Here is an 11,928-nt window from a genome sequence, read left to right as displayed (position 1 = left end):
GTTTTGAAAAAAAGCATTTGACATTTAAATAACCAATAGAAAATGAGTGGTTTAAAGAAAATACTAGGTTTGCTCTGGATCGCATTGGGTCCGGTTATCATCCTATTCCTCTTCATACAGGCAGCCGATAAAATTGCCGCCGCCACCGAAGGCATCGCCCGCACCAACACGACCCTGCAATGGGCGATTATTATCCTGATTTTCATTCCCATCTGCACCGGGCTGGTGATCTTCGGCTACTATGCCTGGAAAGGCGAGTACGATCATTTGCCGGAGAGTTCGGAGGAGTTGTAATGAACGATTGGGTGAATAGTCAGGTTTTGTCAGGAATAGTCAAGATTGTTGGTAGATGTTTTGACAATTATTTCCATACCGGACAACTAATGACTATACTTGACCACAACTGACCATTCACCCATCGCGCCGGCGACCCGGTAAATATTCATCATGCAAACTGACGTTTTCATACTTTCCGCATCCCGCACTCCAATTGGTAGCTTTGGCGGAAGCCTTTCGAGTATCCACGCAGCGAAACTGGGGGCTACTGCCATTCAGGGCGCATTATTGAAATCGGGTATCGAGCCAACTTCGGTCGATGAGGTACTAATGGGAAATGTGGTTTCGGCCAATCTCGGGCAAGCGCCTGCGCGGCAGGCTGCTATTTATGCAGGCCTACCGGTCTCGGTGATTTGCACGACGGTCAACAAGGTTTGTGCTTCCGGTATGAAGGCAACTGCACTCGGTGCGCAGGCCATTCAGCTGGGCGATGCGGAGATTATAGTAGCCGGAGGAATGGAAAATATGTCTCAAATCCCTTATTATTTACCCAAAGGCCGGAATGGCTATGGTTACGGTCACGGCGAAATTATCGATGGGCTCCTGAAAGATGGGCTGACGGACGTCTACGACCAGATTGGCATGGGCGTTTGCGGCGATAAAACTGCATTGAAATACAACATTTCACGAGAAGCACAGGATGCATTCGCGATCCGGTCGTACCAGCGCTCGGCGGAGGCGACGGCGAATGGGTCGTTTGCCGGTGAAATCGTGCCGGTTGAAATTACTTCTGCGAAAGGAGAAACGACCGTAGTCGGCGAAGATGAAGAGTACAAACGCGTCAAATTCGATAAGATCCCCGCATTAAAGCCGGTATTTTCCAAAGACGGCACAGTAACCGCCGCCAATGCTTCGACGATCAATGACGGCGGAGCTGCATTGGTACTGGCCGGAAGCAGCGCAGTGAATACGCGCAATCTCAAACCTATTGCCCGCATCGTGGCCTATGCCGACGCGGAACAGGAGCCGGCCTGGTTTACAACCACGCCTGTGCTGGCAACCGAGAAAGTATTGAAAAAGGCAGGCCTGAAAATTTCGGATATCGATTATTTCGAAGTGAATGAGGCATTTGCCGTGGTTGCATTGGCCTATATTCAGGCGCTGCAAATCGATATTGACAAGGTAAATGTATTCGGAGGAGCGGTATCGCTCGGGCATCCGCTGGGTGCGTCGGGTGCGCGCATTATCACCACATTACTCTCCGTTTTGAAGAAAAATAATGGCAAATATGGCCTCGCTGCCATTTGTAACGGCGGTGGAGGGGCCTCTGCTATGATCGTGGAAAGGTTGTAACGATCAGCGGATCAGGACTTTCAGGCGATTGTAAAAGCCGGTGCTTTTGAAAGTGAAGGTTTTGTGCAAAATGTAATTGCTCACAAAGCTGAAACCCATCCCGATTACGTAGCATACCATTTCGGTCACATTCACCTCTTTTTTGGCGAAGGAGAACTTCACTTTGTACACCTCCATGCCCAGGTAGTCGATGAGGAATTTTGAGGAGCCGATGGTGAATGCCCAGGTGATGAAAAGCGAAACCATCGAAACCATCAGAAACTTCACCATCTCGCGGCGCGTCTGATTACTGCGGCGCGCATCGAATGCGAACAGTTTGGTGAGCGTGAAACCCCAGAAAAAACCGATGATATAGGAAGGAACAATAGAATCACTCCAGGAGATATTGAACCAGTCCTGGATAAGACTGCTGGAAACTAACTGGATCAATGCACCGGTACCCGCGACAAGAAAATAGGCAATGATATCTTTGGGATTGAAGATCTTGTTCTGCTTGATTTGGGTCACTGGTGTGTTAGTTTGTTTGGAACGGCGAACCTGAATGAGGCCCCAATATTAGAAAGAAAATGGTCTGGAAACAAAACAGGGCCTTCGATTTTGAGTAAATGGGTAAGCCGGTGCAAGCCGCCTATTTTTTGCAGACCGCGGTACGCACCTTGAATTTATTCCCAAATTCCTTTACTTTAATCCCCGTCTCGGCATCGGTCTGAGGCATAACTTCTAACAGGATTATCGGTGAAAAAACTTTACATATGGTCTGTAATGGCAGCATTTGCCGCACTGGCCTTCTCTTGCTCAGCCGCATTGCAGCGGCGCTACGACCAACGCCACGGCATTTCATCGTCGTCTTCGACATCGTCGAGCGACCGTTCTTCGCGTGCTCCGGATGGCGGCAAAGGTTCAGAGACCACCGACGGAACTTACCGGAAGGACTACGACCGGGTAGTGGATGGCAGCAGCGCGGCGGGGAGCGTGTCCACGCCTGCTGGCGGGAATGCCGGGTATAACCAGCAATTGCTCAATCAGTACACCGATATGGACAAACTGGCGGAAGTGGTTTTGTATGAGTTGGACAACCTCGAAAACCGGTACAATAACCTGCTCAATGAGTACAAGAATGCAAAGTCGTCGTCGCGACAGGTCATGGCGATGGAGCTCGACAAGATCAGTGACGACCGGCTGACGCTTTACAAGGCTTACACCAACATTTACCGCAACGGCAAATCGGACTGGGCGAATGTAAAACGCGACGTCGACAATACGCTTCGCGAGTATCGGAAGAAAAACTGATTACCAGCCCGCGCCCTTTGTATTGGTTTTGATGCGGCAAACGTAACCGTCGACGGTCATGTATAAGGTAGTGCCATCGTTGCCCCACGCGCAGTTGGAGGTGAGTTCACCCATTTCGATCCGGCCAAGCAGCTTTCCGGCAGGGCTGATAATGAGCATTCCGCCAGGCCCCGACGACCACAGGTTACCGTCTTTGTCGACTTTGAGACCGTCGGGCAGGCCTGCCATGCCGCGTTTGCCCATGGGTGTAGCGTCGTAAATGAGTTTTCCCTTGCCCGCATTGCCGTTCGCATCGAGCGGATAAGCCATCCAGATCGACTTTTCCGGGTCGGATTGCGCTACATACAATGTCTTGCCGTCCGGCGAGAATGCCAGGCCGTTCGGACGGCTGAGGTCGCTGACCTGCATGGTCACTTTACCATCCTTATGAATGCGGTACACGCCGAATTGCGCGATCTCACGTGTCGGATCTTCGTGTTTTTTCATCAGGCCGTACGGCGGATCCGTGAAGTAGTAATCGCCGTTGCTGTGTTGCACCACGTCGTTTGGGCTATTGAAACGCTTACCCTCGAAGTTATCGGCCAGCGTGATTTTTCCACCCACGTTGAGCGGCATCGCGGAAATGCGGCGGTCGCCGTGCTCGCAGGAAACGAGGCGGCCTTTGTGGTCGATAATGAGTCCGTTGCTTCCCGGTTCATCGCTGTAAACGCCCCGGCCGGTGTAGCCCGACGGTTCCAGAAACACCGAAAGCCCTTCTTTTTCATCCCACTTATAAACTTTGTTTTTAGGTACGTCCGAAAACAGCAGGTAGCCGCCCTCTTTCACCCAAACCGGCCCTTCCGACCAATCGAATCCTGACGCCAGGACTTCAATTTTTGCGTCTTTGGACAGCAGTTTTTCAAATGCGGGATCTTCATAAACAATCTTGCCCATGGTAGGGTACGACTTTTGCGCCATAGCAGTACAGGTCAGAAGGACGATCAGACAGGTAGAAATAATACCGGATTTCATAGGGAATGCATTAGCAGTACCGACATCGATTTAGCAATAAAGAACCGATATGGGGCTTACCTACTGCTTCGCGGCACGTTGCGCGTTGCGTGCGGGAGCAAGTACGACGCTCGAATGGGGCGATAACCGGTTTGCGGTCAACCCGGTTTTGTGCAATGGATCAGTGGAAAACAGTACTTCGGTAAACGGTGATTGATCTTCCGGCATTTGAAATGTCATCTCCGTGTCTCCAAGATTATGCATGATCATGAGCGAGCGGCTTTCGTGGGGGAGGCAATAGCCTAGCAACTGGTCGCTGCCAAGTGGCACGGTTTGGAGACGAGGGGCCAGGATTTGTTCTAGCGCGGGTTCGGTCCTGCGCAGGTGTATGAGGTTTTTATAATGATTGAAAACAGATGTAGGGTCGCCTGCTTGTTCCGAAAGGGGCGCCACTGTTTTGAGGGTAGTAAACTTCGGCTCGATCCAGCTGGTAAGTTGGGGATCGGCGGGATCGGCGGTCCAGAGGAATGGCTCGCGGATAAACTGATCGGGTTTCTTGCCCAGCATTCCGATTTCTTCACCATAATACAGGTACGGCTGGCCCGGAAGCGTGAGCAAAATACTGGCCGCGAGTTTGATCTTTTCAATATTGCCTTCCACAACGCTGCCGATCCGCTCCTGGTCGTGATTCGTGAGCATGATCGCATTCACGAACAAGGGATTATACTGCTGGAATAGTTTGAAGCTGGCCTGCAACTTGTCGACAATCTGCTCGTCGCGGCCGGCTATGAGCATGCGTTGCAATGCGAAACTGAGATCGAAGTGGAAGGTAGCATTCAAATTGCGGAAATAGGGTGCTACTTCTTCGGTATCAGCCCATACTTCGCCCACGGTAAATGCACTTGGCTTAGCCTCACCGACGATTTTGGAAAAAAACTCCCAGAAAGTGACGCTCTGCTCCGTATCCCATTCCGGGTAAATGTGCCGGGCTGCGTCGAGCCGGAATCCGTCGACCCCAACGTCTTTCAGCCAGAACCTGACAATTTTGGCGATTTCTTCCCGCAATGCCTCCGAGTGGAAGTTGAGATCGGGCATGCCTTTGTAAAACAGGCCATAATACTTCTCGTCGTCGCCGGGATTCTCATGCCATGGGTAAACAATCTGCGAATCATCGGAAGTCTCCCGCTCGGAAATGCCCAGGTGATCGATCTGGTCTTGGGTCATCCACCAGTAAAACTGCCGGTATGGATTATCCTTACTTTTACGCGCCTCTCTAAACCACGGATGCAGGGTGCTGGTGTGGTTGATGATCAGGTCGAGGTAAATGGCGATCCCACGCTCGTGCGCACCCGCGAGCAGGCGCTTGAAGTCGGCCATTGTCCCATATTCGGGCTCGATGGCGTAGTAATCGGTGACGTCGTATTTATGGTAGCTCGGCGAAGGATGAATGGGCGTGAGCCAGATCGCCTCGATGCCCAGTTCGGCCAGGTAACCCAGTTTGGAAATAATACCGTTCAAGTCGCCGATGCCGTCGCCATTCGAGTCGCAGAAAGAACGGACGAATATCTCATAACAAACTTTCGGGATACTGGCTGACTTCTCTGCGAACATAGCGTGGTATTATTGAAAATGCGGTTTCAACAACCGGTAAACAACCTGGACCGGCAGGCCCATGATTGTGTAGTACGACCCTTCGATTTTCTCTATTCCGACCATCCCGATCCATTCCTGGATGCCATAGGAGCCGGCCTTGTCGAAGGGTTTGTATTGCTCAATATAATGGTTGATTTCCCAATCTTCCAAGTCGCGGAAGTAAACTTCTGCCACGTCGGATGTGGTTTCGATGATGTCGTCCGAAAGCAAACTCACCGCCGTCACGACCTTATGGCTTCTTCCTGAGAGGATTTTGATCATCCGGAATGCGTCGGCGGCGTCTGCCGGCTTGCCCAAAATGTGATGGTCGGCGATCACCACGGTGTCGGCAGTGAGGACGAGTGAATCGGGGCGGATGCCACGAAACTGCTCGGCTTTCTCGCGAGAAATGTAGCCTGCTACTTCTTCCGCAGGGAGGTCTGCCGGATAACTTTCATTGGTTGGGAGCACTTCGACGGTGAATGCGAAGCCTGCGTCGTGGAGTAATTGTTTTCTTCTGGGGGAGTTGGAGGCGAGGATCAGCGATTTGCTTAGTGTGATCATGTTAAGTGGTCGTCGGGAAGTCAGGTGTTGTTAGAGGTTGTCAGTGTTGTCAAGAGTAGTCAGGTGTTGTCAGGAAATGGTCAGGTGTTGTCAAGTGTGGTCAGGAGTAGTTCAGTGCTGTTAAGTTTGGTTGGGAGTTGTCAAGTGTAGTCAGGTGTTGTCAAGTGTGGTTTAATGATGTTGTTTTTTTTTGTATTGATAGTCAATTACTTAAATGTATTTTCTAAAAATTTTTAAAATATTTTTCCCTTGACTGAACTATTCTCGCACTAATAGATGTTTCTACATTAAATGTATATACATCATTATTGCATTTAACGCGATTAGCTATGTCTATTGAAACTGATATTAAGCAGAAAAAATTTCGGAGCCCCTTCCAAAAGTTGGCACTAAACTTGATGTATACCACCAAGTGGCTCGAATATAAGCAGCTTGAGTCTTTCAAGGAATACGACATTACGCCGCAGCAATACAATGTGCTAAGGATTCTGAGGGGACAGCAGGGCAACCCGATCAAGGTGAGCGACATTACCGAGCGCATGCTCGACAAGAGTTCCAATACATCCCGGCTCGTTGACAAGCTGCTGGCAAAGAACCTGGCAAAGCGGAGCTCCTGTGAAAGCGATCGCCGCGCTGTGGATGTCGTGATTACCGAGGAGGGTTTAGCGTTGCTGAAAGTGCTCGATCCGTTTATCGAGGATTGGGAAAACCGGTTCAATATCATTTCCGAAGAAGAGGCCGAGCAGATCAGTGCATTGCTCGACAAGCTTCGGGAAAATGAAAATCAAGCTTGAAACACAATTAACACAAATCAATAAATCAATTTAATTTTTAATCAAAACTACAATGAAATCAGTTAAATTTTTTGTCGCATCTCTTGCAGTAGCATTGTTTGTATCTTCTTCTGTGTCAGCAGACAATGGTAAAAAAGCAACTAACCTGAAAGTGAATCCTGCTAAAAGCGAACTGACCTGGTTGGGTAAAAAAGTTACCGGCGAGCACACAGGTAAAATCACTTTGAAAGAAGGAACAATCGTTTTGGATGGCGCTAAACTGACCGGCGGTAAATTCGTTGCCGACCTGAACAGCATTACTTGTACTGACCTTACCGACAAAGAATACAACGGCAAACTGATCGGCCACTTGAAATCAGACGATTTCTTCGGCGTTGAAAAACACCCGACTGCTACTTTCGTAGTGACCAAAGCTACTCCAAAAGCAACCGGCGTTTACGATGTGACTGGTGACCTGACTATCAAAGGCATTACCAAACCTGTTACTTTCCCTGTAACTGTGAAAACTACTGCTGCTGGTGCAGAAGCTACCGGTAAACTGGTTGTTGACCGTTCGAAATACGACATCAAATACAACTCGAAGTCATTCTTCGATAACCTGGGCGACAAAATGATCAACGACGATTTCTCTATCGACGTGAAATTGGTTGCTGCAAAATAATTACCCGCAGGCGGTTGCCTGGTATCAGCCGTCTGCATTTGTATGACCTGAATGTTAAAAGAACCTGTCCAGTTTGGGCAGGTTTTTTTTGTGATCAGGGGTTGAAATCGCGGTATTTCGGGAAGTCGTCCATGAAGTGGATCTGTCCGTTCACAGCCTGGAAGCAATAGTGCGCCATGCCATTGGTAACTGCCAGGTATTGAGGCTGTAATGTGAAATTGTAGCGGCTGATCTGCGCGAATGTGGCATCGGTTACCTTCACGAACGGTGCTTTGCATTCGACGAGCAGAAACGGCAGCGCATTGTTGGAAAGCACCATGATGTCGGTTCGTTTGGCGAGCGTATTGTATTGTAAGCCAGTCTCTACCGCGAACAACGATTTGGGATAGCCATAGTGCGTAATAAGCAAATGGATGAAATGCTGGCGCACCCATTCCTCGGGCGTGAGGGTAACGAATTTCCTGCGGATAATGTCGAAAATATGCGGTTTCCCGTTAACCTGCTTAACTTTGTGAGCAAAGCCGGGAAGGTTCAATGATTCCATGAACGAAGATAATGAACCCCGGCTTGCCTCGCCAACAAACCTGCTGAATTCATGACCACCAAAGAACAGATCGTCGAAAACTGGCTGCCGCGCTATACCGGTACGCCTGTGGAGGAGTTTGGTAGCTACATTCTCCTGACCAACTTCGGAAACTATGTAACCATGTTTGCCGAGAAGTTCGGGGTGGAAGTAAAGGGCGCCGGCCGCGCCATGCAAACCGCTACTGCGAAGGACATCACCATCATTAATTTCGGGATGGGGAGCCCAATGGCGGCAACCGTAATGGACTTGCTGTCAGCCATTAATCCGAAGGCCGTGTTGTTTTTAGGTAAATGCGGCGGATTGAAGAAAACGCAGGTAGGGGACTTGATCCTGCCGATTGCCGCTATCCGTGGCGAAGGTACCAGCGACGATTATATGCCGCCCGAAATCCCTGCATTGCCGTCATTCCGGTTGCAAAGTACCGTCTCGGCCGCTATCAAAAAGCACAAACTCGATTACTGGACCGGCACCGTATATACTACCAACCGTCGCATTTGGGAACATGACGCCAGTTTCAAGGAGTATCTGCAGGCGGTTCGCGCCATGGCTATCGACATGGAAACCGCAACCATATTCATTGTAGGTTTCGCGAATTCCATTCCGCACGGCGCATTGCTGCTCGTATCGGATAATCCGCTTGTACCCGAAGGTGTAAAAACCGAGGAAAGCGACAAAAAAGTGACTTCGAGCTATGTCAAGCAGCACCTGGATATCGGTATCGAAGCATTGACGGAACTTGCGCGCTCGGGCGAGTCGGTGAAGCATTTGCGTTTCGAGAACTGACAACTGTCATAATCCCGGCGGGAACCTGTTGGGGCTCCCCGGAGGTTTAGTCTCCGGCGGCCAGCAGTTTTCCGCCGGTTATTTTTATGGAACATCAGACCTTATACGAGCGCATTGGCGGTGACGCGGCGCTCCGGCAGCTCACCGATAAATTTTACGACCAGGTTTTCGAGCACGAGCTCATTTCCCGGCTTTTCAAAACCGATAAAGACCTCATCAAGGAAAAGCAGCGTCTTTTCCTGACCCAATTTCTGGGCGGGCCACAACTCTATTCGGAAGTCTACGGCCACCCCATGATGCGTGCCCGCCACATGCCTCACACCATCACCGAAGACGACGCCGTCGCCTGGCTGCAATGCATGGCCAGCGCTGTCGAGTCGCTCTCATTACCCGAAGAGTTGAAAAACGAGTTGTTCGATAGGTTTCCCCGGACGGCGTTTTTTATGGTGAATAGCTAAAAAAGTCTATTCTACAACGCGTTACCTTTTCAAGATTCTTTCGTATAAATGGTGTTCCATATTTGGGAACATTGTATATTTGTAAACTGAATCGAGATGAAAAGAATCTTTGTGAAAGGAACGCTTCGCGATTTTTGGGAACGGCATCCCGAGGTTGAGCAGCATCTGAAAGTTTGGTACGAGGATGTGCTCGCAGCGAACTGGAAATCACCGGCGGATGTGAAGAGGCAATATGCTACCGCAAGTATTTTAAAGAACGGGCGGATCGTCTTTAACATCCGGGGTAATTCGTTCAGACTTGTAGCTCATTTCGATTTTGAGAGGCAGATGGTCTATATCCGCTTTATCGGTTCACACAAGGAGTATGACAAAATAGACGCTAATTCAATTTAACTATGCTGAAACTGATCAAGACAGAGGAAGAGTATAAGGTAGCATTGAAGCGATTGGGAGAGGTTTTCAGTGCGCCCGCAGGTACGCCAGAAGGCGATGAATGTGACGTGCTTGCGCTATTGGTCGGAGCATATGAAGATGAGCATTATCCGATAGAGTCGCCGGACCCGATTGATGCGATTAAGATCAGAATGGAACAAATGCAGCTTAGGCAGGTGGATTTGATTGATGTGATTGGGAGCAAAAGCAGAGTTTCGGAGGTGCTCGGCAGAAAAAGAAAGCTGAGTCTTGAAATGATTAGAAACCTTTCGGAGCGTCTCAATTTGTCTGTGAATACGCTTATTCGCGATTATCAATTGGCACAGTAATCGCAGCGCGCTTCATGTCGAGCAAGAATTCCCTACCTTTGCCGCATGAATTTCAAAGAGCAGTTGACACCATACCCCGTTCTGGAAAAAGTTGCCGGCGCCGCGAAGGAGCTGGGGGTGGAGGCATATATAATCGGTGGGTTCGTCAGGGACCTGATACTCAAAAGGAATAGCAAGGATATCGACATTGTTTCCATCGGTAGCGGCATTGAGCTCGCCGAAATGGTAGCCAACAGGCTTGGGCCGGATGTTTTTGTGAGTGTTTTTAAAAATTTTGGCACTGCTCAAATCCGTCAGGGCGATCTCGAAATAGAATTTGTAGGTGCCCGAAAGGAATCCTACCGCTCCGAATCCCGTAAACCAGCGGTGGAAGACGGCACGCTAGCCGACGACCAGAACCGCCGAGATTTTACGATCAATGCCATGGGGATCAGCCTTAATGCAGGCACATTCGGCGAGCTGGTCGATCCATTCGAAGGTATGAGCGACCTTCGCAAGAAGATCATCCGTACCCCGCTCGACCCCGAAATCACATTTTCCGACGACCCTTTGCGCATGATGCGCGCGATCCGGTTTGCGAGCCAGCTCAACTTCGATATCGAGCCCGATACGTTCGATGCGATCGTCAAAATGAAAGACCGCATCAACATTGTGTCGATGGAGCGGATTTCCGATGAACTGAATAAGATTATTCTTTCTAAAACACCTTCCTATGGCTTCAAGCTGCTCTATCATGCAGGATTGCTAGCCATTATTTTCCCCGAACTGGTGGAATTGCAGGGCGTGGAGCATATCGAAGGCAAAGGTCATAAGGATAACTTTTACCATACGTTACAGGTGCTTGACAACGTCTGCCAGGTGTCCGACGATCTCTGGCTACGCTGGGCGGCTATCCTGCACGATATTGCCAAGCCGGCTACCAAGAAGTTTGACAAGCGCCACGGCTGGTCGTTCCACAACCACGAAGAATTGGGTGCTCGGATGGTGCCTGTGATTTTTCGCCGCATGAAACTGCCGCTGAACGAGAAAATGCGGTTTGTGAAAAAGCTGGTCAGGTTGCACTTGCGCCCTATCGTGCTTTCCAAAGACGAGATTACCGATTCGGCGATGCGGCGTTTGCTGGTAGAAGCAGGCGAGGACATCGAGGCGCTGATGAACCTTTGTCGGGCGGATATCACTTCTAAAAACCCGGAAAAGGTGCGGCGTTTCATCAGCAATTTCGACCTGGTGGAGCAAAAGCTCAAAGACCTCGAAGAGCGCGACAAGCTCCGCAATTTCCAGCCGGTGATTACCGGCGAAATGATCATGGAGGCATTCGGATTGAAGCCTGCGAAGGAGGTGGGGGTTATCAAGGAGGCGGTACGCGAGGCGATTCTGGAAGGTATTGTGCCGAATGAGTATGAACCTGCCTTCGCGTTCATGATCGCGGAGGGCGAAAAAATGGGTCTCACCCGCGTGTAAGGCACATTTTTTATGCTAACCAGGCCAATGCCAGCGCATAATTGATATTTTTGCGAACTTTTTAATCTCCTCATAGACACATTTCATGGAAAACGCTCAGTTCAAACGTTTTTTCGGCTCTTTGCTCACCATTCTGGGTATTGCGGTATTGCTATTCGCATGCGTCGCATTTTTGTCAGACAAACCCGTGCTGGGGCTTACAGTTTCCAAATGGGAATCGATCGTGCCGTTTTTGGTGGGAACGGTATTTCTGTTGACGGGCGTAAATTTGGTTAAAGGCTAGGCGCCCCCGGCTAGGCGGCCCCGGCTGAGGGCCCCT

General features: G+C 49.9%; 16 protein-coding genes. 11 read left to right on the top strand and 5 right to left on the bottom strand.

Annotated features, from left to right (window positions below; all coding sequences use genetic code 11):
• Positions 1-42: 42 nt before the first annotated feature.
• Both CLV60_RS26895 and CLV60_RS26890 read left to right on the top strand, forming a co-directional pair.
• A complete protein-coding gene (locus tag CLV60_RS26895) occupies positions 43-294 on the top strand; it encodes a DUF6814 family protein (protein WP_106598491.1) in 252 nt (83 codons plus the stop codon).
• 153 nt (positions 295-447) lie between these two features.
• Entirely contained in the window at positions 448-1,629 is a 1,182-nt protein-coding gene (locus CLV60_RS26890; RefSeq protein ID WP_106598490.1) for a thiolase family protein, read from the top strand.
• A gap of 3 nt (positions 1,630-1,632) precedes the next feature.
• Here the strand turns inward: CLV60_RS26890 and CLV60_RS26885 are convergent, their stop codons facing one another.
• Entirely contained in the window at positions 1,633-2,136 is a 504-nt protein-coding gene (locus CLV60_RS26885; RefSeq protein ID WP_106598489.1) for a GtrA family protein, read from the bottom strand.
• 228 nt (positions 2,137-2,364) lie between these two features.
• Between CLV60_RS26885 and CLV60_RS26880 the strand changes: the two genes are divergently transcribed.
• Complete coding sequence (locus tag CLV60_RS26880; protein ID WP_229211146.1) at positions 2,365-2,919, top strand: hypothetical protein; 555 nt, start codon at positions 2,365-2,367, stop codon at positions 2,917-2,919.
• Here CLV60_RS26880 and CLV60_RS26875 read toward each other — a convergent pair whose 3' ends face one another.
• The 3 genes from CLV60_RS26875 to CLV60_RS26865 are packed head-to-tail and all read right to left on the bottom strand — an operon-like array spanning position 2,920 to position 6,105.
• Entirely contained in the window at positions 2,920-3,930 is a 1,011-nt protein-coding gene (locus CLV60_RS26875; protein ID WP_374755658.1) for an SMP-30/gluconolactonase/LRE family protein, read from the bottom strand. It abuts the gene before it with no gap.
• Between the two features lie 60 nt (positions 3,931-3,990).
• Entirely contained in the window at positions 3,991-5,520 is a 1,530-nt protein-coding gene (locus CLV60_RS26870) for an alpha-amylase family glycosyl hydrolase (RefSeq protein ID WP_106598487.1), read from the bottom strand.
• Between the two features lie 9 nt (positions 5,521-5,529).
• Positions 5,530-6,105 carry a Maf family nucleotide pyrophosphatase gene (locus CLV60_RS26865; RefSeq protein WP_106598486.1) on the bottom strand — a complete coding sequence of 192 codons (576 nt, stop codon included), beginning with the start codon at positions 6,103-6,105 and terminating at the stop codon, positions 5,530-5,532.
• Positions 6,106-6,434: 329 nt separating this feature from the next.
• Between CLV60_RS26865 and CLV60_RS26860 the strand changes: the two genes are divergently transcribed.
• Both CLV60_RS26860 and CLV60_RS26855 read left to right on the top strand, forming a co-directional pair.
• Positions 6,435-6,899 (top strand): MarR family winged helix-turn-helix transcriptional regulator, encoded by a 465-nt coding sequence (locus tag CLV60_RS26860; RefSeq protein WP_106598485.1) that lies wholly within the window; start codon positions 6,435-6,437, stop codon positions 6,897-6,899.
• A 52-nt stretch (positions 6,900-6,951) separates the two neighbouring features.
• Positions 6,952-7,560, top strand: coding sequence for a YceI family protein (locus tag CLV60_RS26855; protein WP_106598484.1), 609 nt, complete (start codon positions 6,952-6,954; stop codon positions 7,558-7,560).
• A 94-nt stretch (positions 7,561-7,654) separates the two neighbouring features.
• Here CLV60_RS26855 and CLV60_RS26850 read toward each other — a convergent pair whose 3' ends face one another.
• Positions 7,655-8,104: a type I restriction enzyme HsdR N-terminal domain-containing protein gene (locus CLV60_RS26850; protein ID WP_106598483.1), complete on the bottom strand. Its 450-nt coding sequence runs from the start codon at positions 8,102-8,104 to the stop codon at positions 7,655-7,657.
• A 51-nt stretch (positions 8,105-8,155) separates the two neighbouring features.
• On the opposite strand from CLV60_RS26850, the gene CLV60_RS26845 reads away from it, so the two are divergent.
• From CLV60_RS26845 to CLV60_RS26820, 6 genes are all read left to right on the top strand, one after another.
• Complete coding sequence (locus tag CLV60_RS26845; protein ID WP_106598482.1) at positions 8,156-8,929, top strand: AMP nucleosidase; 774 nt, start codon at positions 8,156-8,158, stop codon at positions 8,927-8,929.
• Between the two features lie 86 nt (positions 8,930-9,015).
• Complete coding sequence (locus CLV60_RS26840; RefSeq protein ID WP_106598481.1) at positions 9,016-9,387, top strand: globin domain-containing protein; 372 nt, start codon at positions 9,016-9,018, stop codon at positions 9,385-9,387.
• Between the two features lie 96 nt (positions 9,388-9,483).
• Positions 9,484-9,780 (top strand): type II toxin-antitoxin system HigB family toxin, encoded by a 297-nt coding sequence (locus CLV60_RS26835; protein WP_106598480.1) that lies wholly within the window; start codon positions 9,484-9,486, stop codon positions 9,778-9,780.
• 2 nt (positions 9,781-9,782) lie between these two features.
• Positions 9,783-10,148, top strand: a complete 366-nt coding sequence (locus CLV60_RS26830) for a helix-turn-helix domain-containing protein (protein ID WP_106598479.1) — start codon at positions 9,783-9,785, stop codon at positions 10,146-10,148.
• Between the two features lie 45 nt (positions 10,149-10,193).
• Positions 10,194-11,609, top strand: coding sequence for a CCA tRNA nucleotidyltransferase (locus CLV60_RS26825; protein ID WP_106598478.1), 1,416 nt, complete (start codon positions 10,194-10,196; stop codon positions 11,607-11,609).
• Positions 11,610-11,694: 85 nt separating this feature from the next.
• A complete protein-coding gene (locus tag CLV60_RS26820; RefSeq protein ID WP_015811882.1) occupies positions 11,695-11,892 on the top strand; it encodes a hypothetical protein in 198 nt (65 codons plus the stop codon).
• Positions 11,893-11,928: the final 36 nt, after the last annotated feature.

The sequence above is a fragment of the Dyadobacter jiangsuensis genome (assembly GCF_003014695.1).
Classification (GTDB): Bacteria; Bacteroidota; Bacteroidia; order Cytophagales; family Spirosomataceae; genus Dyadobacter; species Dyadobacter jiangsuensis.
This window is presented reverse-complemented; position numbering and strand designations above follow the sequence as displayed.